The 20,220-nt window shown below is 55.3% G+C and carries 18 protein-coding genes; 10 read left to right on the forward strand and 8 right to left on the reverse strand.

What is annotated here, in order from left to right; genetic code table 11:
* Window position 1: 1 nt before the first annotated feature.
* The 6 genes from rfaE1 to hrcA all read right to left on the reverse strand — a co-directional run bounded on the left by rfaE1 (window position 2) and on the right by hrcA (window position 6,282).
* Window positions 2-1,468, reverse strand: coding sequence for a D-glycero-beta-D-manno-heptose-7-phosphate kinase (gene rfaE1, locus FNL37_RS04790; RefSeq protein ID WP_159355321.1), 1,467 nt, complete (start codon window positions 1,466-1,468; stop codon window positions 2-4).
* Window positions 1,469-1,470: 2 nt separating this feature from the next.
* Entirely contained in the window at window positions 1,471-2,034 is a 564-nt protein-coding gene (locus FNL37_RS04795) for a D-sedoheptulose 7-phosphate isomerase (protein ID WP_159355322.1), read from the reverse strand.
* A gap of 11 nt (window positions 2,035-2,045) precedes the next feature.
* Window positions 2,046-3,026: an ADP-glyceromanno-heptose 6-epimerase gene (gene rfaD / locus FNL37_RS04800; RefSeq protein WP_159355323.1), complete on the reverse strand. Its 981-nt coding sequence runs from the start codon at window positions 3,024-3,026 to the stop codon at window positions 2,046-2,048.
* Window positions 3,027-3,226: 200 nt separating this feature from the next.
* Complete coding sequence (gene hemH / locus FNL37_RS04805) at window positions 3,227-4,336, reverse strand: ferrochelatase (RefSeq protein ID WP_159355324.1); 1,110 nt, start codon at window positions 4,334-4,336, stop codon at window positions 3,227-3,229.
* Window positions 4,337-4,342: 6 nt separating this feature from the next.
* Window positions 4,343-5,263 carry a flagellar brake protein gene (locus FNL37_RS04810; protein ID WP_159355325.1) on the reverse strand — a complete coding sequence of 307 codons (921 nt, stop codon included), beginning with the start codon at window positions 5,261-5,263 and terminating at the stop codon, window positions 4,343-4,345.
* A 2-nt stretch (window positions 5,264-5,265) separates the two neighbouring features.
* A complete protein-coding gene (gene hrcA, locus FNL37_RS04815; protein WP_041362792.1) occupies window positions 5,266-6,282 on the reverse strand; it encodes a heat-inducible transcriptional repressor HrcA in 1,017 nt (338 codons plus the stop codon).
* Between the two features lie 423 nt (window positions 6,283-6,705).
* On the opposite strand from hrcA, the gene FNL37_RS04820 reads away from it, so the two are divergent.
* A complete protein-coding gene (locus tag FNL37_RS04820) occupies window positions 6,706-7,569 on the forward strand; it encodes an NAD kinase (protein WP_041362253.1) in 864 nt (287 codons plus the stop codon).
* Between the two features lie 28 nt (window positions 7,570-7,597).
* Window positions 7,598-9,253: a DNA repair protein RecN gene (gene recN, locus FNL37_RS04825; RefSeq protein ID WP_159355326.1), complete on the forward strand. Its 1,656-nt coding sequence runs from the start codon at window positions 7,598-7,600 to the stop codon at window positions 9,251-9,253.
* A gap of 3 nt (window positions 9,254-9,256) precedes the next feature.
* On the opposite strand, the gene fur is transcribed toward recN, so the two are convergent.
* Window positions 9,257-9,679, reverse strand: coding sequence for a ferric iron uptake transcriptional regulator (gene fur / locus FNL37_RS04830; RefSeq protein WP_013442667.1), 423 nt, complete (start codon window positions 9,677-9,679; stop codon window positions 9,257-9,259).
* A 92-nt stretch (window positions 9,680-9,771) separates the two neighbouring features.
* Between fur and FNL37_RS04835 the strand changes: the two genes are divergently transcribed.
* From FNL37_RS04835 to FNL37_RS04860, 6 genes are all read left to right on the forward strand, one after another.
* Complete coding sequence (locus FNL37_RS04835) at window positions 9,772-10,611, forward strand: outer membrane protein assembly factor BamE (protein ID WP_244948204.1); 840 nt, start codon at window positions 9,772-9,774, stop codon at window positions 10,609-10,611.
* Window positions 10,612-10,696: 85 nt separating this feature from the next.
* The gene (gene dapB, locus FNL37_RS04840) at window positions 10,697-11,503 is read left to right on the forward strand and encodes a 4-hydroxy-tetrahydrodipicolinate reductase (RefSeq protein ID WP_159355328.1); all 807 of its coding nucleotides are present in this window, start codon (window positions 10,697-10,699) and stop codon (window positions 11,501-11,503) included.
* Window positions 11,504-11,729: 226 nt separating this feature from the next.
* Window positions 11,730-12,866, forward strand: a complete 1,137-nt coding sequence (gene carA / locus FNL37_RS04845; RefSeq protein WP_015830491.1) for a glutamine-hydrolyzing carbamoyl-phosphate synthase small subunit — start codon at window positions 11,730-11,732, stop codon at window positions 12,864-12,866.
* A gap of 78 nt (window positions 12,867-12,944) precedes the next feature.
* Complete coding sequence (gene carB / locus FNL37_RS04850; protein WP_015830490.1) at window positions 12,945-16,154, forward strand: carbamoyl-phosphate synthase large subunit; 3,210 nt, start codon at window positions 12,945-12,947, stop codon at window positions 16,152-16,154.
* An 85-nt stretch (window positions 16,155-16,239) separates the two neighbouring features.
* Window positions 16,240-16,716, forward strand: a complete 477-nt coding sequence (gene greA / locus FNL37_RS04855; RefSeq protein WP_013442662.1) for a transcription elongation factor GreA — start codon at window positions 16,240-16,242, stop codon at window positions 16,714-16,716.
* Between the two features lie 16 nt (window positions 16,717-16,732).
* Window positions 16,733-17,185, forward strand: a complete 453-nt coding sequence (locus FNL37_RS04860; RefSeq protein WP_013442661.1) for a DUF4149 domain-containing protein — start codon at window positions 16,733-16,735, stop codon at window positions 17,183-17,185.
* Between the two features lie 25 nt (window positions 17,186-17,210).
* Here the strand turns inward: FNL37_RS04860 and yhbY are convergent, their stop codons facing one another.
* On the reverse strand, window positions 17,211-17,504 hold the full coding sequence (gene yhbY / locus FNL37_RS04865; protein WP_013442660.1) for a ribosome assembly RNA-binding protein YhbY: 294 nt from the start codon (window positions 17,502-17,504) through the stop codon (window positions 17,211-17,213).
* Between the two features lie 117 nt (window positions 17,505-17,621).
* Here yhbY and FNL37_RS04870 point away from each other — a divergent pair, with 117 nt between their 5' ends.
* Both FNL37_RS04870 and ftsH read left to right on the forward strand, forming a co-directional pair.
* Window positions 17,622-18,245 (forward strand): RlmE family RNA methyltransferase, encoded by a 624-nt coding sequence (locus FNL37_RS04870; RefSeq protein WP_041362249.1) that lies wholly within the window; start codon window positions 17,622-17,624, stop codon window positions 18,243-18,245.
* A 72-nt stretch (window positions 18,246-18,317) separates the two neighbouring features.
* Window positions 18,318-20,213: an ATP-dependent zinc metalloprotease FtsH gene (ftsH, locus tag FNL37_RS04875; RefSeq protein ID WP_159355329.1), complete on the forward strand. Its 1,896-nt coding sequence runs from the start codon at window positions 18,318-18,320 to the stop codon at window positions 20,211-20,213.
* Window positions 20,214-20,220 lie beyond the last annotated feature (7 nt).

Below are 20,220 nucleotides of genomic sequence, written 5' to 3' on the forward strand. Positions count from 1 at the left end.
CCTAACTGGCGATTTTTTCCAGGATTCCACTGGTGCTGCGACCGGGGACGACCGGGATGAGCGCGATCTCGCCACCCCAGGATTTGACTTCGGCGCCGCCCACTACCTGGTCCTCACGGTAATCACTGCCTTTGACGATCACATCTGGGCGTATGGCCTTGATGAGTTCAAGCGGCGTGTCGTCGTCAAACAGGATCACGGCATCGATGGCTTCCAGCGCGGCCAATACACGTGCCCGGTCCATCTCGTGGATAACGGGGCGGGTAGGGCCTTTGAGCGCGCTCACGGAGCGATCGGTGTTCAATCCCAGAATCAGGCGGGTGCCGCGCTTGCTGGCGGCCTCCAGATAAGTCACATGCCCTGCGTGCAGTAGGTCAAAGCAGCCATTGGTGAAGACGATTTTTTCACCAGCCTGGCGCCAGGCCGCTACTCTTGCCAGCAATGTTTCCATGTTGCACACCTTGTCGGCCTGACTGGCGGTTTCAGCGCTCAATAAAGTGTTCAGCAGCTCTTCACGCGAAATGGGCACGGTGCCGACCTTGCCGACCACTATACCCGCCGCGATATTTGCCAGCTGTAATGCCTGGTGCGGTGGCAATCCGTGCATCATGCCTGCGGCCAAGGTTGCGATAACGGTATCGCCCGCGCCAGAGACATCGAATACCTGTTTGGCGGTGGCGGGGATATGGCTGGTGGCGTCCGCCTCTATCATGCTGATGCCCTCTTCCCCGCGGGTAACCGCGAGGAAATCCAGCGCCAGCGTTTTGCGTAATTCTGCGGCGGCTTGCAACAATGCCGCATTGTCCTGCCCGCTGACATTGCAGGCCTCGGCGGTTTCGCGCTTGTTCGGGGTCAATGCCGTGGCGCCGCGATATTTGCTGTAATCGCGTCCCTTGGGGTCTACCAGCAGGAGGATGCCGTGCTGCTTGGCATACTTGATGACGTGCTGCGCCAATTCGGCACCCAGCACGCCCTTGGCGTAATCGGACAGGATGATCATGGCGGGCTGTTGCGCCAGCAGATCATCGACCTGCTGTTGCAGTTGTTGCTTTTCATCGGCACTGAAAGCGGCGCTGCTTTCCTGATCCAGGCGCATCATTTGCTGTATGCCACCCAGTACCCTCGTCTTGGTGATGGTCGGGCGCTCGCCGCTGTGCATTACGCCCGTCGTGCCAATCTTGGCCGTCTGCATCAGTGTCAGAAGGCTTTGTGCTTCCACGTCATGTCCTACCACACCGCAGATGCGGGTCGGAATGCCAAGCAGGGCGAGGTTGGCGGCGACGTTGGCCGCACCGCCAGCGCGTTCGTTGCGCTCTTTCAGCAATACCACCGGAACAGGGGCTTCCGGCGAGATGCGCTGTACTTCGCCTATCAGGTAGCGATCCAGCATGAGGTCGCCAATGACAAGCGCCCAGCCGTCGCCTTGCCCAAAGCGCTCTTTGACGGTGCTGATCAGTAAGTTCGACATTGCTAATCGGCTTCCAGCAGATCGCACAGGCTATGGCCAATAAAAATATGGGCTTCCTGAATGCGTGGCGTATCGGATGACGGCATGGTCAGGCAATAATCGCAGAGCGCAGCCAGTTTGCCGCCACTGCCGCCGGTCATGCCCACGGTCTTGGCGCCGATGGCCTTGGCCGTTTCAATGGCGCGGACCACATTGGCGCTATTGCCCGAGGTGGAAAAGCCGACCACCACATCCTGCGGCAGGCACAATGCCTCTACCTGACGCGAGAAAATGAAATCAAAGCCGTAGTCATTGCCCACCGAGGTCAGAATGGAGGTATCGGTAGTCAGCGCAATGGCAGGCAGGCCTTTGCGTTCTTTCTTGTAGCGGCCGACGATCTCCGCTGCCACGTGCTGGCTATCGGCGGCACTGCCGCCATTGCCCATGAACAAGATCTTGCCGCCATTCGCCAGGCAGTCGCGCCAGACCTGGGCTACTTCGGCGATTTGGGGCAGCATGGGTTTCAGCTGTGCCATCACGCTGGCATGCTGGGACAGGGCTTGCTGTAAATTTTCAATGGGAGTCATATTGCTCAGCCTTATGCGTAAGGGTCTGCCTGAAGCAGATAATTCTGCACGTAATCGCGTACGCCTTCTTCCAGCGTATGGAAAGCGCTGGTATAGCCCGCAGCCTGCAGTTTCTGCATGCTGGCTTCGGTAAAGTACTGATACTTGCCGTGTAAATCCTGCGGCATGTCGATGTAGGTGATGGAAGGCGTTTTGCCCATGCTGGTCATGACATTGGTCGCCAGGTCGCGGAAGGCGCGTGCCTTGCCGGTGCCAATGTTGTAAATGCCGGAAGCACCACCCTGCAACAGGAAGTGGGCAACCACGGCTGCAGCGTCCTTCACATAGACAAAGTCACGCAGCTGCATGCCATCGGCATAGCCTTCGACATGGCTCTTGAACAGCTTGACCGTGCCGTGTTCGCGGAACTGGTTAAAGGTATGGAACGCCACACTGGCCATGCGTTCCTTATGGTATTCATTGGGGCCGTATACATTGAAAAACTTGAAGCCTTGCCACTGCGGTGGCACGGCTTGGTGTGTGCGTACCTGACGCAATGCCCATTGATCAAAAAACTGCTTGGAATAGCCGTAACCATTCAGCGGGCGCAAGCTATCGATGGAGGACTCATCGTCCACATAGCCTTTTTCACCACCGCCGTATGTCGCTGCGGAGCTGGCATAGAGAAAGGGGATGCCCTTGTCGGCGCAATACTGCCAGAGGGCTTGGCTGAAGTGGATGTTGTCCTGGACTAGCTTGTTGAAATCGCGCTCAGTGGTGGCGCTGATAGCCCCCATGTGGATCACTGCTTCAACCTTGTGGCCTTGCTCCAGCCAGCCGGCAAGTTCGTCCTTGTCCAGATACTGGGCGTACTTTCGGTGCACCAGGTTCTGCCATTGTTCGGGATGATGCAGGCGATCAACGATGACCAGGTCATCGCGACCTGCCTGGGTATTGAGGTGCCAGGCAATCATGCTGCCTATCATGCCGGCGCCGCCGGTAATTACTATCATGCGCTATGTATCCAATTCTGCGAGGTTGGGGCACACGGTGAATGTCACCGCATGTCCGGGGTGGCGGGTGAGGTTTCTAACCTGCCAGTCAGCCGGGGTCTGGGCGTGGCGACAGCGGCGCTGCCCATGCGACTTGCCTGCAAGGTTGCAAGTATAGCAAACCGCTCACTGGCAGGGACTGCCGCAAGCTTCAGTGAAGCTCAGACATCCGCCTTGCTTTCGCTTAATGCCTGGGCGCGCAGGGCGGTTTTCAGGCCTTCCTGGCGCGCATGCTCGGCATCCCATTCGGTACTTACCCAGCCATGGAGATTATCGAGTGCAATGTCGCACATGGCGTGTATCCAGCTCTCGCGGCTATTCAGGGCGGGAATGTAGTGGTATTCGCCACCACCGTTATGCTGGAAAATCTCCTTGCCTTCCATGGCAATTTCTTCCAGGGTTTCCAGACAGTCACTGGAGAAGCCAGGGCAAACCACATCAACACGTTTAACCTGATCTTTACCCAGTTTTTCAAGCGTGGCAGCCAGATAGGGTTTTAGCCATTCCGCTTTGCCGAAACGCGACTGGAATGCGATCAGGTACTGATCCTTGTTTAACCCCAGCGCCTCTGCCAGCAGGCGGCCGGTTTTGTGGCATTCGCAATGGTAAGGGTCGCCTTTATCCAGTGTGTAACGTGGCACCCCATGAAAACTCATGACCAGTTTTTCCGGTTTGCCATTGATAGACCAGTATTCGCGCACGCTATCTGCCAGCGCTTTGATGTAAGCCGGATGATCATGGTAATTGCGTATGGTGCGAATCGCCGGCACATTGCGTGTTTGTTTTAATGTGTCCCAAACCGCATCCAGCGCCGAGGCGGTGCTGCTTGCCGCGTATTGCGGATAGAGCGGAAACACCAGAATGCGCGTGCAGTTTTGTGCTTGTAATTTGGCAATGGCGGAGGCAATCGAGGGATTGCCATAGCGCATGCCCAGTTCAACAGCGTAAGGCGATGCAATGCGCTGGCTCAGGAAACCCTGCAGCAGTGCCGTTTGCTTGCGGGCATTCGCCAGTAGCGGCGAGCCTTCGCTGGTCCATATTTGCGCATATTTTTCAGCGGATTTGCGCGGGCGCAGATTCAGGATGATCAGGTTCAGAATCAGCCACCAGATAATGCGCGGGATTTCCACCACGCGCCTGTCACTCAGGAACTGCTTGAGGTAAGGGCGCAAGGCTTTGGCGGTAGGCGCATCCGGTGTACCCAGATTGGCGAGGAGGATGCCGGTTTTCGGCAGGGTGGCATGATCAAAGGCCCCCATGGTTTTTTTCATGCGGTGTTATCCGAGTTGAATGTTGGAAATGGATTGCAGGATGAAGTTCTGCAGCAGGATTTTCTGCTGGTAGGGAATGTCATCGAACTCCAGGCCCTGCTGTACTACCAGTTTGCCACTGTCAGTCTGTATGGTGCGCTGGCTGCAGATATGGCTGGGCAAGCTGAAAAAAGTTTCCGTGCCGTTGATGTGCAGCTTGAAATTGCATTCCAGTTCGTGCCCAACCTGGCCCACGCCTTCGGTAGATTCGACCAGTGCACCGCCCATGCTGATATCAACCAGCATGCCCGATGCCTTGCTCTTGAGCAGGGTGGAAAGGTTGGTGAAAGAGGTGATGATGTTGACCTGAATGCGTTGCGAGCGCCGTATCTTCGACATGGTCACCGTGCGTGGGTAAGCCAGGTGCATATGGGGATAGGGGCGGCTAAACACCACCTCGGCCGTGGTGGTAAAGGCATACACATTGCGGCCGCTGAACAGCGATACTGAAAATGCGCTGCCTTCCTTGATGAACATGACACGATCATTCACTACCGGCAGGCTGCAGACGATGCTGCGCTGGGCCAAGCCGCCAAGAAACTTGACGAAGAAGGCATCCTGGCTGCCGGACGTGGTCAGGAATTTAAGCTGGATGTTGTCGCCGATTGCCAGCTGGCGCGTGATGTTTTCCTTGCTGGCATCCACGGTTTCCACCTTGATATCCTTGCCGTTTTTCTGCATGGATTCGATGGGGTTCTGGTCGCCACTGATCTCGCTGTCGACATAGAGATCTTTCGCGCGCAACTCGTCCAGCATGGCAGCGTCCTGGATCACCTGGCCCGCAGGCGATACCAGCAGTCCCTTGGCGTCAAACAGGGGATGCCGGATGGTGGCTCCTATGTGCAAGGTGGATTTGTTCAGTAACTGAAAGCTGGAGGGGCGCGACATGGTTATTTCATGGACAGGCCGCTGGAGAGCAGCTTGGCCGTAATATCAACAATCGGAATGACGCGTTCGTAAGCCATGCGAGTGGGCCCAATGACGCCCAGCGTGCCGACGATCTGGCCATTGGCCTCATAGGGAGCGGTTACCATGCTGCATTCATCCAGCGGCAGGTAACCGGATTCGCCTCCAATGAAAATCTGGATGCCTTCGGCGCGCTGGCTATTGTCCAGCAACTGCATCAGCGAGGTGCGGCGCTCGAATATCTCGAACAGTTTGCGTAGCGAGGTGACATTGGTCGACAGCTCGTCTACCTGCAGCAGGTTGCGTTCACCGGAAATCACCACATTGTCGCGATCTTCATCCAGCGCCTTGCTGCTGGCATCCAATGCGGCGGCCATCAGGCGGTTCATGTCCGACTGCATCTGTTTCAATTCTTCGTGCAGCTTTTTCTGCACATCCTCAAAGGTGCTGCCCGAGTAATTGGCATTGAAGAAGTTGCTGGCCTGGGTGAGCTCGGCCGCGCTGTAGGCTTTATCGGTGACTATGATGCGGTTCTGCACATTGCCGTCAGAAGTGACGATAATGACCAGCAGCCGGGTATCCGAAAGCGGCAGGAACTCCAGGTGCTTGAAGGCAATCGACTTGCGGCGTGGAATCATGACCACACCGGCGAACTGCGTCAGGCTGGAGAGCAGGCCCGCCGCAGATGAAATCAGCTCTTGTGGGTCGGGCGAGGAAAGCTCGCTTTCCAGCCGCTGGATTTCCTGTGTTTGCAGCGGTTTGATGGTGAGCAGGGTATCAACAAAGAAACGGTAGCCACGGTGAGTGGGAACGCGGCCCGCCGAGGTATGCGGACTGGCAATGAAGCCCATCTCCTCAAGATCGGACATGACATTGCGCACGGTGGCGGGGCTGAGGTCCAGCCCGGAGCATTTTGAAAGCGTGCGCGATCCCACGGGCTGACCATCGCTGATGTAATGTTCAACCAGCGTTTTAAGCAGAATTTGTGCGCGTTTATCCAGAGTAGTCACTTGTACCGAATGTCTGTGGCGGGCGGGTTGCCCATCATTGAAAATTATCCGGTACAAGCAGGAGGAGCGCAATAAGTATTACGCACCCCGGACGGGCTTGTTACGGCTGAGGGCGCACCACGACCATGTGGCGGGATTAACCTGTCCAATAATCATTAAAGTGGCGGTTACCATGCAAAGCTTGTGCTCGCTGAGTATGATTTTTTTATGTGCATGAATTTATATAGGTTTTTGTTTATTCGGGAATGCGACGTCAGCTTGGGTGGAAGCTAGGATGCTCAAATTTTGATAATCGGCCTCTGCCGTTGTCTGTAATGTTTGCATGCTTCGAGTTGGAGTAATTTCAGCGGTCGGTTGACGCACATCGTACCGGCGCTCTTCTGTGCTTATCTTATCTATGATTAAATGCATGCCATGAAAAATGCATTCCAAACGGTAGCGCTGATCGGGAAATACATGAACCCCGAAATGCGCGAGCAGATACTCGCGCTGGCCCGGTTTCTCGCGGAGCGGCAGATTGGTATTTTCATTGAGGAAAAAACCGCCGAGCAATCCCAGATCAAGGGCTACACGACGGTGCATATCAATGCGATCGGCGCCTATGCTGACCTTGCCGTGGTGCTCGGTGGCGATGGCACCATGCTGAGCGTGGCGCGTTCGCTGGTGGATTATCAGATTCCGCTGGTTGGCGTGAATCGTGGGCGCTTCGGGTTTTTGACAGATATTACGTCTGAATCCATGTGCGAGGCTATGAGCCTGATTCTGGCAGGCGAATATCAGACCGAGCAGCGCATTTTGCTGTCGGCCACGGTCATGCGTAACGGTGAACCGGTGCATCAGGGGCGGGCGCTGAATGACGTGGTCATCAATAAAAATGGCATGGCACGGCTGATTGAGCTGGAGGTGCATATCGATGGCCAGTTCGTGCATCGCCAGCGCGCCGACGGCTTGATTCTGGCGACACCCACAGGCACGACGGCATACTCATTGTCTGCCGGTGGTCCGATTCTGCATCCTATGCTGGATGCCATTGCGCTGGTGCCGATTTGCCCCCATACCTTAAGTAATCGGCCCATCGCCATCAGCAGTCATAGCAAGGTGGAAATTACCGTGGTGCAAGCGCCGGATGTGCGCATGCACCTAGATGGCCAGATGCAGTTTGAATTGCAGCAGGGCGACAGGATACTGGTAGAGCGGGCGAAAAAAACCGTCACGCTTCTGCACTTGCTTGGCCACAGCCATTACGACATGCTCAGGGAAAAGCTCAACTGGGGTTGATTCCCACCCATCATCGCAGCAGGACACCATGTTACAGACACTCACTATCCGCGACTTCGTCATTGTCGATCAACTCAACCTCGAGTTTGATCGCGGCTTTACCGTATTGACCGGCGAAACCGGTGCGGGCAAATCCATCCTGATTGATGCGCTCTCTCTGGCACTTGGTGCAAGAGGCGAGGGTGGCGTGACCCGTAGTGGGTGTGATCGCGCCGATATCAGCGCCAGTTTTGACATTGCGGGTTTGCCTGATTTGCAGCAATGGCTGGATGAGCATGAGCTGCCGTCGGATGACCAGCAGCTGTTGCTGCGCCGTGTGATTTATGCCGATGGGCGCTCCAAGGCTTTTATTGGCGGCATGCCGGCAACCGTGCAGCAATTGCGTGAGGCGGGCGAATTCCTGGTCGATATTTACAGCCAACACGCCCATCATTCGCTGCTCAAGACCAGTTATCAGCGCCAGACCCTGGATCTGTATGCCGGGCAATCGGCCTTGGTGGCAGATGTCGCACAGCACTTTCATGCCTGGCATGCCTTGCATGAGCGACGCCTGGCGGCCGAGCAGAATGCCGCGGCTTATGCTGATGAACTGGCGGAGCTGCGTGATCAGCTCCGCGAGCTTGGCCAGCTTGCGCCGGTGGCCGATGAGTGGGAACCCTTGCAGCAGGAGCATGCGCGGCTATCCAATGGTGCTGGCCTTATTGCTGGCGGGGAGGCGTGTCGGCAGATATTGAGTGAAGGTGAATATTCCGTCATGCCGCAACTCAGCGCACTGCAGCATAAATTGCAGGCGCTGGTCGAGCTGGATGAAACCCTTAAGGAAGCGGCCGACACGCTGGATTCCGCCATCATTCAGCTGGAAGAAACTGACCGATCATTGAATCGCTATTTGCAGCGTACCGAGCTGGATCCTGAACGCATGGCCGAGGTGGAGTCGCGCATACAGGCCTTGCACGGCATGGCGCGCAAACATCGCGTCCGGCCGGAAGAGTTGACGGAACTGATGGCGCAATGGCAGCAGCGCATGGCCGAGCTTGAGTTGATGGTCGATGATGGTCAGCTGGCGCAGCAGGAAAAGGCTGCATGGCAGACTTATCATGACCTGGCTCAGCGCTTGAGCAAGGAGCGTCAGGTGGCGGCACAACGTCTATCCGCATTGATCAGTACCGAAATGCAGCGGCTGTCGCTTTCTGGCGGACGCTTCGAGGTGGCACTTGCCGAGCAGCAGGCATCTGCCCAGGGGCTGGAGCAGGTGGAGTTTCTGGTCGCCGGGCACGCCGGTACGGCGCCAAGGCCATTAAGCAAAGTGGCATCTGGCGGCGAATTGTCACGTATCAGCCTTGCCATTCGCGTGGTGACTGCGCAACAAGGCGATATTCCGACCATGATTTTTGACGAAGTGGATGTCGGTATTGGCGGTGGGGTGGCGGAAATAGTCGGCCAGTTACTGAAGCAGCTGGGGCAGGAACGTCAGGTGCTGGTGATTACCCATCTTCCACAGGTCGCCGCCCAAGGGCAGCAACACTTGCGCGTGAGCAAGCGTCAGCAGGATGGATTAACCCTGAGCCGGATTGATCCTTTGAGTGCGAATGAACGTATCAGTGAAGTGGCGCGCATGCTGGGTGGCGTGGATATTACCGAAACCACCTTGCAGCACGCGGCCGAGATGCTGGCTAAAGCCTAGCGATTACTTGGGTTGGCAGGGCTGCTTGGTGCAGACGCCATAGATGTACAAGGAATGGTCCTGAATGGTAAAACCGCGTTCGGTGGCGGCCATTTTCTGACGCTTTTCGATTTCTTCATCAAAAAATTCTTCTACACGGCCACACTTGATACAGACGATGTGGTCGTGGTGACCGCCCTGATTCAGTTCAAACACGGCCTTGCCGCTTTCAAAGTGATGGCGGATCAGCAGGCCAGCCTGTTCAAACTGGGTAAGCACGCGGTAGACGGTGGCAAGGCCTACATCTTCACCGGTGGACAGTAATATCTTGTAAACATCTTCTGCGGACAAGTGACGGTCTTTGCTGTTTTCGAACAGGCTCAACACCTTCAGTCTCGGCAGGGTCGCCTTCAGTCCGGCATTTTTTAATTCATCGGGTTCACGCATGATTTCGGTACTCAACTAGTATTTGGGATGTTGGTGTTCTGGCGTCTGGCTGTCATGGTATATTAACGCCATTTCCAGCCAAAGTCATGGTAATGCGCTACACAATTCTCTTACTGACCTTTTTATGTGCCGCCTGCAGTTCGGCATTTCCATCGTTCAAGCCCTATCGCATGGACATCCAGCAGGGCAACATTGTCACCTCCAAAATGTTGATGCAATTGAAGCCCGGCATGAGCAAATCGCAAGCGCGATTTGTGATGGGGACCCCGCTTTTGCAGGATAGTTTCCACGGCGATCGCTGGGATTACTTCTATCAGTATCGCAAGGATGGAAAGATCATTCAGCAACGTCGCGTGATTCTTGAGTTTGAGAACGAGCAGCTGAAGCGTGTTCGTGGCGATACTATCCCGGCAGGTGTTGATCCCACGGTGCCTGAGTTGCAACGTCGCTCAGTGGAGCCAGAGAAAGGCTTGTGGGACCGTCTGAAATTCTGGAAGTCGGATGAAGCTGCCGCGGCTGGCGCTGCAGCTGCGACTGCCCCCGCCGTGGCCGAGACGCCATCCAGCAAGGATGCGCTTGACCCCATGCTGGTCAATCCACCTGCTTCGTCGCCTGCCCGCCCATCCGATGTCAGTGACCCGGCTGAGCCTATTGCACCAGCGGTAGTGCAGGATGCACCTGCTGCCGCACCGGCGCCAAGCAAGCAAGTGCCAAGCAAGCCAGCGGCAGCAGCTCCCGCCGCTACTCAGGCTGCCCCTGCCAAGCAGGCCGCGCCGTCGGCCTCGGGCAATGCGACTTCAGCGCCTGCTGCCAAGTCTGCACCTGCCAAGGCAGCGCCAGCAGCAGCTTCCAAGTCTGCACCTGAAGAGGATTTGCCGCCAGAAGAAGACCCTGGCTACTTTGAGCGCATGCTGGAAAAAATTGGTTTCTAAGACGCTTCGCCACTAGCGTGGCGGCATTAATGTGTAATTTGGGCAGACCTCCGACGGGAGGTCTGTTTTGTTTTGTGAGGATGTCATGAAAAAACTGAATGTAGTGATCGCGGGTTGCAGTGGGCGTATGGGCTATGCCCTGCTTGAAGGGGTGTTTGCCGATGAGGCTTTGCAATTGCATGCCGCTCTTGACCGCTCGGACAGTCCTCAGTTGGGGCGTGACGCAGGCGAACAATTCGGCCGTAAAACCGGTGTGCTGATCAGTCACGATGTTGCGGCAGCATTGGCCGGGGCAGATGTGCTGGTGGACTTTACGCGTCCTGAGCCCAGCTTGCAGTATTTGCAGGCTTGCCGTCAGGCAGGGGTTGCCATGGTGATTGGCACGACCGGATTTACACCTGAGCAAAAACAGCAGATTGAAGCAGCTTCGGCGGATATCGCGGTGGTATTTGCTCCCAATATGAGCGTGGGCGTGACGTTGCTGATCAATCTGGTCAAGGAGGCAGCCAAGGTGCTGTCCGAAGGTTACGACATTGAAGTTATTGAGGCACACCATAGGCACAAGGTGGATGCGCCGTCTGGCACTGCCTTGAGATTAGGCGAAGCTGCGGCCGAGGCGTTGGGACGCGATCTGGAGACGTGTGCGGTGTATGGCCGGGAAGGCGTGACGGGCGAGCGGGATCCCAGCACTATTGGGTTCGCCACCGTGCGTGGTGGTGATGTGGTTGGTGATCACACCGTATTGTTTGCAGGTATCGGTGAACGTGTTGAGCTGACCCACAAGGCGAGCAGTCGCGCCACCTTTGCGCTGGGTGCGTTGCGCGCAGCCAAATTTCTGACGGGGCGCAGCAGCGGCTTGTTTGATATGCGGGATGTCTTGTCGCTCAAGTAAGCAGACACCGCGCGCGTATTGCGTCTTTTTGCGCAGTGTTGACCGGCTTTGAGCGAGCCCACTGCAAGAAGCTGCTAATTCATGTTGAAGTGAAAGGTCGCGTTGAAGAGAGCAGCCTTTTAGGCTATAATCTTGAAACTTTACAGGCGGGATAAGTTCGAACTTGTCCCGCTTTGCACATCCGCTGTTATCTTAGCGTCAACATTGAAAAACAAGGGGTTAGAACGTGCCGCAACACACACCAGCCATGTTGGTTCTTGCTGATGGAACTGTGTTTCGTGGTATTTCGATTGGTGCCCAAGGCCATACGGTTGGCGAGGTGGTGTTCAACACTTCCATTACGGGCTATCAGGAAATCCTCACTGATCCTTCCTACACCAAGCAGATCGTTACCTTGACTTATCCGCATATCGGCAACGTCGGTGTTAATACCGAAGATGTCGAGTCCGGTCAGGTATATGCCAGTGGATTGATCATCCGCGACCTTCCTTTGACGGATAGCTGCTGGCGCAGTCAACAAACACTTTCCGATTATTTGGCTGCCAATAATGTGGTGGCGATTGCCGATATTGATACCCGCAAACTGACACGCATTCTGCGTGAAAAAGGCGCCCAGGCTGGTTGCATTATTACCGGCGAGGCTGATGAGGCCAAGGCGATTGAACTGGCACGTGCTTTCCCTGGCCTTGCTGGCATGGACCTCGCCAAGGTAGTCAGCTGTACCCAGTCGTATACCTTTGATGAGGGAGAGTGGGTGCTGGGTTCGGGGTATGCCAAGCCTGAGGCCAGCCGTTACCATGTGGTTGCGTTCGACTATGGCGTCAAGCGCAATATCCTGCGCATGCTGACGGCCCGCGGTTGCAAGGTGACGGTGTTGCCAGCACAGGCTTCTGCAGAAGATGCCCTGGCGCTGAATCCTGACGGTATTTTCCTTTCCAATGGCCCTGGTGATCCTGAGCCTTGCGATTATGCGATTGAGGCTATCCGTACCGTCGTTGATCGTGGTGTGCCCACGTTCGGCATCTGCCTTGGCCACCAGTTGCTGGCCCTGGCGAGTGGTGCGCGTACCTTGAAGATGAAGTTTGGCCATCATGGTGCCAACCATCCTGTGCAGGATGCCGACGACCAGCGCGTATTCATTACCAGCCAGAATCACGGCTTTGCGGTGGATGCCAGCTCGCTGCCGGCTAACCTGCGGGCTACGCATGTATCACTGTTTGATGGCAGTCTGCAGGGCATTGCCCGTACCGACAAGCCAGCATTCAGTTTCCAGGGGCACCCGGAAGCAAGCCCGGGCCCTGTGGAAATGTCCTACCTGTTTGATCGATTCATCAACATGATGGAAAAGCAAAAAACAAATTAACCGCCGGGCTGCGCCACGCATGCCAGAAACCGGCGTGCAGTGGTGGGTTTCGGCGCTCACCAGCGGTTTAAAGAACATATGGCAAAACGTACAGACATCAAATCCATCCTCATCATAGGCGCTGGCCCGATCGTGATCGGCCAGGCTTGCGAGTTCGACTACTCTGGCGCTCAGGCTTGCAAGGCTTTGCGTGAAGAGGGTTACCGCGTCATTCTGGTGAACTCGAATCCTGCCACCATCATGACCGACCCGGAAATGGCGGATGCGACGTATATCGAGCCCGTCACCTGGAAAATGGTGGAAAAGATCATTGCCATTGAGCGTCCAGATGCCTTGCTGCCTACCATGGGTGGCCAAACCGCATTGAACTGTGCCTTGGATCTAGCCAAGCATGGCGTGCTGGAAAAATACAATGTTGAGCTGATTGGCGCTTCAAAAGAAGCGATCGACAAAGCGGAAGACCGCGAGAAATTCAAGACAGCCATGACCAAGATCGGTCTGGGCTCTGCGCGTTCATCGGTTGCCCATAGTCTGGAAGAGGCATTGCAGGTACAAGCCAGTATTGGCTACCCAGCGATCATTCGTCCATCGTTCACCATGGGCGGCAGCGGCGGTGGTATTGCTTATAACAAAGAAGAGTTTCTTGCCATATGTGAACGCGGTCTTGAGGCATCGCCTACCAGCGAGCTGCTGATCGAAGAGTCGCTGCTGGGCTGGAAAGAGTATGAGATGGAAGTGGTCCGCGACAGCAAGGACAACTGCATCATCATCTGCTCCATCGAAAACCTGGACCCCATGGGTGTGCACACGGGTGACTCCATCACCGTGGCACCAGCACAAACGCTGACCGATAAAGAATATCAGATCATGCGTAACGCCTCGCTGGCGGTATTGCGCGAGATTGGTGTAGATACTGGCGGCTCCAACGTACAGTTCGCCATCAATCCTGACGACGGTCGCATGATCGTCATTGAAATGAACCCGCGCGTATCGCGCTCCTCTGCCTTGGCCTCCAAGGCAACGGGTTTCCCGATTGCGAAAGTGGCTGCCAAGCTGGCGGTGGGCTTCACGCTCGACGAACTGCGCAATGAAATCACCGGTGGCGCGACGCCAGCTTCGTTTGAGCCTTCGATTGACTACGTTGTCACCAAGATCCCCCGTTTTGCCTTTGAGAAATTCCCACAGGCCGACTCCCGTCTGACGACGCAAATGAAGTCTGTTGGTGAAGTCATGGCCATTGGCCGTACCTTCCAGGAATCCTTCCAGAAAGCCCTGCGCGGCCTGGAAGTAGGTGTTGATGGCCTGGACGAAAAAACAACCGATACAGACCAGATCAACAAGGAGCTGGGCGAGCCTGGTCCTGAGCGCATCTGGTATGTGGGCGATGCATTCCGTGCTGGCATGACCGTAGAGCAGGTGCATCAGCTTTCCAAGATTGACAAGTGGTTCCTGGTGCAGATTGCCGATCTGATCGCGCGAGAAGAGGCACTGAAGGGCAAGGGCCTGGCGGATCTGGACAAAAATCTGCTGTTCCAGCTCAAGCGCCGCGGCTTCTCTGACCGTCGCCTTGCCAAGTTGCTGGGTACCGATCAGCACGCAGTGCGGGCTTATCGCCAGGCGCTCAATGTACGCCCGGTGTACAAGCGGGTAGATACCTGCGCTGCCGAATTCGCGACTGATACCGCCTACATGTACTCGACTTATGAAGATGAGTGCGAAGCGCAACCGACCAGCAACAAGAAAATCATGGTGCTGGGTGGCGGTCCTAACCGTATCGGTCAGGGTATCGAGTTTGATTACTGCTGTGTGCACGCGGCGTTTGCCATGCGTGAAGATGGTTACGAGACCATCATGGTCAACTGCAACCCGGAAACTGTTTCTACCGACTATGACACCTCTGATCGTTTGTATTTCGAGCCGCTGACGCTGGAAGATGTGCTGGAAATCGTGGCACTGGAAAAACCGGTTGGCGTGATCGTGCAATACGGTGGCCAGACACCACTGAAGCTGGCACGTGATCTGGAAAAAGCCGGTGTGCCGATTATCGGCACCAGCCCTGACGCGATTGACCGTGCTGAAGACCGTGAGCGCTTCCAGCAAATGCTGCAGGAACTGGGCCTCAAGCAGCCGCCTAACCGCACTGCACGTACACCGGAAGAAGCCATTCGCCTGGCGCAGGAAATCGGTTACCCATTGGTTGTGCGCCCATCCTATGTGCTGGGTGGTCGTGCCATGGAAATTGTGCATGAGCAGGCGCAACTTGAGCGCTATATGCGCGAAGCCGTCAAGGTATCGAATGAATCCCCCGTATTGCTGGACCGCTTCCTGAACGATGCATTGGAAGTGGACGTGGACGCGCTGTCGGATGGTGAGGATGTCATCATCGGCGGCATCATGGAACATATTGAGCAGGCAGGCGTGCACTCAGGTGACTCCGCCTGTTCGCTGCCGCCTTACAGCCTGACCCAGGCGATGCAGGATGAACTGCGTGTGCAGACCGTGCAGATGGCCAAGGCACTCGGCGTGGTTGGCCTGATGAATGTGCAATTCGCGATTCAGGGCGATGTGGTTTATGTGCTGGAAGTGAATCCACGTGCTTCGCGTACCGTGCCTTTCGTCTCCAAGGCCTGTGGATTGCAACTTGCCAAAGTGGCCGCGCGCTGCATGACGGGCGTGACCCTCAAGCAGCAAGGCGTCACCAAGGAAATCGTGCCGCCGTATTACTCGGTCAAGGAAGCAGTATTCCCCTTCATCAAGTTCCCTGGCGTTGATACCATCCTCGGTCCTGAAATGAAGTCGACGGGGGAGGTCATGGGCGTAGGCAAGACCTTTGCCGAGGCGTTTGTGAAGTCCCAGCTGGGTTCCGGCACCAAGCTGCCCAAAGCAGGCAAGGCGTTCATCAGTGTGCGTCGCGAAGACCGTGAGAAGGTCATCGAGATTGCACGCTCACTAGCAAACCTCGGCTTTCAACTGGTGGCGACCAAGGGTTCTGCGGCAGCGCTGGCTGATGCTGGCCTCAAAGTCACTCCCGTCAACAAGGTAGCCGAAGGTCGTCCGCATATTGTCGACATGATCAAGAACGGCGAGATCAGTTTTATTGTCAATGTGACGGAAGACAAAAAAGCCGTGGCGGATTCCTATGAAATTCGTCGCAGTGCCTTGCAGCAAAAGGTAACGTATTACACCACCCTGGCCGGTGCCAAGGCTGCGTGTATCGGCATGGCGCATATGCAGGAACTGGAAGTACAGTCCTTGCAAAGCTTGCATCAGCAGCTTACTCAGTCATAATATAGACCTACACAAAACCACGCCTTCGCCTCCAGGCTGAAGGTGTGGTTTTTGTTTTATAGTTTGCAATGGTAGAGAAAAGAATATGAATCAAATCCCAATTACAGTAAACGGCGCGGAACTGCTCAAGCAGGAGTTGCAACGCCTTCGCAGCGTTGACCGTCCCAATGTGATTCAGGCAATTGCCGAAGCGCGTGCCCAGGGCGATTTGTCGGAAAATGCGGAATACGATGCCGCCAAAGAGCGTCAAAGCTTTATTGAAGGTCGTATTGCCGAGATCGAAGCCAAGCTGTCGAACGCCATGGTTATTGATCCCAAGACGCTGAATGCGGAAGGTCGTTGCGTATTTGGCGCTACCGTAGAAGTGGAAGACCTGGATAACGGCGATGTATCCACCTACCAGATCGTGGGTGATGACGAAGCGGATATCAAGAAGGGCAAGATTTCCATCGGATCCCCCATTGCACGTGGTTTGATCGGCAAGACCGCAGGCGATGTCGCAGAAGTGATGGCACCTGGAGGTTTGCGCTCTTACGAAGTGCTGGATGTTCAATACATTTAAGGGGCGGGAGCGCTAGATGGGTGCCTGGTCAGACAAGCTTGCATTACTGGTGATTACCCTGTGGGTAGGCGCCTTATGGGCAGTTGGCTATCTGGTAGCCCCCACGCTATTCAGCGCCTTATCTGATCGTCAGCTGGCAGGTAGCCTTGCCGGCAAAATGTTCACGCTGGTGGCTTACATCGGGGTGGGCAGTGCGTTTTATCTGTTGATTCACCGCCTGGCGAATTTTGGTACCACTGCGCTCAAGCAAGGTTTTTTCTGGGCGGTGGTTGTGATGCTGATACTGACCCTGTTCGGCCACTTTGGTATCCAGCCGCTGATTGCCCAATTGAAGGCGCAAGCCATGCCGGCAGATGTCATGCACAGCATTTTTGCCAGTCGTTTCAAAGCATGGCACGGCATTGCCAGTATTGCTTACCTGATTGAAAGTCTGCTGGGCCTGGTACTGGTGTTGAAGGCCAGAGAGTAATCCCCGGCCTTTGTGTTTCGGCTAATCAGGCGAAGCTGATTTTCGGATTTTCGCCCTGGCGATAGATCACCAGTTGCTTGCCGATATGATGGATGGCGGTGGCATGGGTTTTTTCGCAGATTTCTTGCAGCATGCTGACGCGGGCTGCCCGATCATCCCCGAATACCTTGATCTTGATCAACTCATGCGCCTTGAGGCTGACTTCGATTTCCTTGAGGACGGTGTCAGTCAGGCCATTGTTGCCTATCATTACAACCGGGTTCAGGTTGTGACCCAATGCGCGCAGATGGCTAATTTGTTTGGAGTTCAGTTCAGGCATATCATCTCGTGATGTTGGCGGAATACACGCTCCATCCAGAGGGTATCCCTTTGATTCAAAAAGGCCCGCAGTCTATCACATGCCATCATTCCTACCAAGAAGTACTATGCTTACACCATGAAAAGAACCAGAACCAGCAAGGGCTGGATGCAGGAACATGTCAACGACGAGTTCGTGAAACGGGCGCAACGTGACGGTTATCGGGCACGCGCGGCCTACAAGCTCATGGAAATCGATGACAAGGATCAGCTGATCAAGCCTGGCATGACTATCGTTGACCTCGGGGCAACCCCTGGCAGCTGGTCACAAGTGGCGGTGCAGCGTTTGAAAGGGCAGGGCCGCATCATTGCGCTGGACTTGCTGGAAATGGCGGCAATTCCGGGTGTGGACTTTATCCAGGGCGATTTTCGTGAAGACGCTGTGCTGTTACAACTGGAAGAAAAATTAAATAATCGCCCCATAGACCTTGTAATTGCCGACATGGCCCCAAATATATCCGGTATAAGTTCTGTCGATCAGGCGAATGCGGCTTATTTGACGGAACTTGCTCTGGAATTCAGCCTGAAATGGCTGAAACCGGGGGGTAATTTTCTGGTCAAAGTTTTCATCGGTTCGGGGTTTGACGAGATCATGAAAACCATGCGACTCGGTTTCGATAAGGTGGTGACCCGAAAACCAAAGGCCTCTCGTGATCGTAGCAGTGAAGTCTATTTGCTCGGATTGAAGCGCAAAGCCGATTGATTGGCGCCTGCGCAAGCGATCAAAATAGGTTTAGAATGAAGTTTGCTGCCTTTATTAGTTAAGGATGTGATTTTGAACAACATCGTCAAGAATATTGCAATTTGGGTGATTGTCGCCCTGGTGCTCATGACTGTCTTCAACCAGTTTGGCTCCAAGACCACTGCAGACAGTCAGGTTGTCTACTCGCAATTCATCGACCAGGTTAAACAGGGCCAGATTGCCAAAGTGACGATTGAAGGCCGCGTATTGCGCGGTGTCACCAACGAAGGCCGCAAATTCAATACTTATGCGCCTTCTGATCCATGGCTGGTGTCCGATCTGCTGAAGAATAACGTCACGGTTGAAGCCAAGCCGGATGAAGAGCCATCGTTGCTCATGAATATTTTCGTGTCATGGTTCCCCATGCTGCTGCTGATTGGCGTCTGGGTGTTCTTCATGCGCCAGATGCAAGGCGGCGGCAAAGGCGGTGCTTTCTCTTTCGGCAAGAGCAAGGCGCGCCAGCTGGATGAAGCCTCCAACCAGACCACCTTCGCCGATGTTGCAGGTTGCGATGAAGCCAAGGAAGAGGTTTCCGAGCTGGTTGAGTTCCTGCGTGATCCTACCAAGTTCCAGAAACTGGGTGGCCGTATTCCCCGTGGCGTATTGATGGTGGGCCCTCCTGGTACTGGTAAAACCTTGCTGGCCAAGGCGATTGCCGGTGAAGCCAAAGTACCATTCTTCACCATCTCCGGTTCTGATTTCGTTGAAATGTTTGTCGGTGTAGGTGCGGCACGTGTGCGTGATATGTTTGAGCAAGCCAAGAAAGCTGCTCCCTGCATCATCTTTATTGATGAAATTGATGCCGTAGGTCGTCATCGTGGCGCCGGTACCGGCGGTGGTAACGATGAGCGCGAGCAGACACTTAACCAGATGCTGGTCGAGATGGACGGCTTTGAGCCTAACTCGGGCGTGATCGTGATTGCCGCGACCAACCGTGCGGACGTGCTGGACAAGGCATTGCTGCGTCCAGGCCGCTTTGACCGTCAGGTTATGGTGGGTCTGCCGGATATTCGTGGTCGCGAGCAGATCCTGCTGGTGCATATGCGCAAGGTGCCGATTGATGCGGATGTAAAGGCCGATATCATTGCCCGTGGTACACCTGGTTTCTCCGGTGCGGATCTTGCAAATCTGGTGAATGAAGCTGCCTTGTTTGCCGCTCGCCGTAACAAGCGCACGGTAGATATGCAGGACTTTGAAGATGCCAAGGACAAGATTTTCATGGGTCCCGAACGCAAGTCCATGGTCATGCGTGAAGAAGAGCGTCGCAACACCGCTTATCACGAGTCCGGCCATGCGGTGGTAGCCAAGTTGCTGCCCAAGGCTGACCCCGTGCACAAAGTCACCATCATGCCGCGTGGCTGGGCGCTGGGTTTGACCTGGCAGCTGCCAGAGCATGACCGCATCAGCAACTACAAGGACAAGATGCTGGAAGAAATTTCCATCCTGTTTGGTGGCCGTATTGCAGAAGAAATTTTCATGCATCAGATGTCCACTGGTGCGTCGAATGACTTTGAGCGTGCCACCAAGATGGCCCGTGACATGGTGACGCGCTTCGGTATGTCCGATACCCTGGGCACCATGGTGTACGTGGATAACGATCAGGATTCCATGTTTGGCCGCATGTCCGCGAAAACGGTTTCTGAAGCCACGCAACAAAAGGTGGATGCTGAAATCCGTCGTATTCTGGACGAGCAATATGCGGTTGCACGCAAGCTTCTGGAAGACAATCGCGACAAGGTGGAAGCCATGACAGCCGCGTTGCTGGAGTGGGAAACCATTGATGCCGAGCAGATCAACGACATCATGGCAGGCAATGCCCCACGTCCACCCAAGGTATTGCCGACGGTGAACCGCCATACCGCCAGTGATACTGGCAGCTCTGGCCCAACGGCAACACCTGCACCACAGCCTGCGGCCAAGTCCGAATAGTTTTCCT

The organism is Methylovorus glucosotrophus (genome assembly GCF_009858335.1).
Classification (GTDB): domain Bacteria; phylum Pseudomonadota; class Gammaproteobacteria; order Burkholderiales; family Methylophilaceae; genus Methylovorus; species Methylovorus glucosotrophus.

Excerpts from the sequence above, each read along its gene's own strand:
- rfaE1 (WP_159355321.1), bottom strand. The coding sequence starts at position 1,468 with ATGTCGAACTTACTGATCAGCACCGTCAAAGAGCGCTTTGGGCAAGGC.
- FNL37_RS04795 (WP_159355322.1), bottom strand. The coding sequence starts at position 2,034 with ATGACTCCCATTGAAAATTTACAGCAAGCCCTGTCCCAGCATGCCAGC.
- rfaD (WP_159355323.1), bottom strand. The coding sequence starts at position 3,026 with ATGATAGTAATTACCGGCGGCGCCGGCATGATAGGCAGCATGATTGCC.
- hemH (WP_159355324.1), bottom strand. The coding sequence starts at position 4,336 with ATGAAAAAAACCATGGGGGCCTTTGATCATGCCACCCTGCCGAAAACC.
- FNL37_RS04810 (WP_159355325.1), bottom strand. The coding sequence starts at position 5,263 with ATGTCGCGCCCCTCCAGCTTTCAGTTACTGAACAAATCCACCTTGCAC.
- FNL37_RS04820 (WP_041362253.1), top strand. The coding sequence starts at position 6,706 with ATGAAAAATGCATTCCAAACGGTAGCGCTGATCGGGAAATACATGAAC.
- recN (WP_159355326.1), top strand. The coding sequence starts at position 7,598 with ATGTTACAGACACTCACTATCCGCGACTTCGTCATTGTCGATCAACTC.
- fur (WP_013442667.1), bottom strand. The coding sequence starts at position 9,679 with ATGCGTGAACCCGATGAATTAAAAAATGCCGGACTGAAGGCGACCCTG.
- FNL37_RS04835 (WP_244948204.1), top strand. The coding sequence starts at position 9,772 with ATGCGCTACACAATTCTCTTACTGACCTTTTTATGTGCCGCCTGCAGT.
- dapB (WP_159355328.1), top strand. The coding sequence starts at position 10,697 with ATGAAAAAACTGAATGTAGTGATCGCGGGTTGCAGTGGGCGTATGGGC.
- carB (WP_015830490.1), top strand. The coding sequence starts at position 12,945 with ATGGCAAAACGTACAGACATCAAATCCATCCTCATCATAGGCGCTGGC.
- greA (WP_013442662.1), top strand. The coding sequence starts at position 16,240 with ATGAATCAAATCCCAATTACAGTAAACGGCGCGGAACTGCTCAAGCAG.
- FNL37_RS04860 (WP_013442661.1), top strand. The coding sequence starts at position 16,733 with ATGGGTGCCTGGTCAGACAAGCTTGCATTACTGGTGATTACCCTGTGG.
- yhbY (WP_013442660.1), bottom strand. The coding sequence starts at position 17,504 with ATGCCTGAACTGAACTCCAAACAAATTAGCCATCTGCGCGCATTGGGT.
- FNL37_RS04870 (WP_041362249.1), top strand. The coding sequence starts at position 17,622 with ATGAAAAGAACCAGAACCAGCAAGGGCTGGATGCAGGAACATGTCAAC.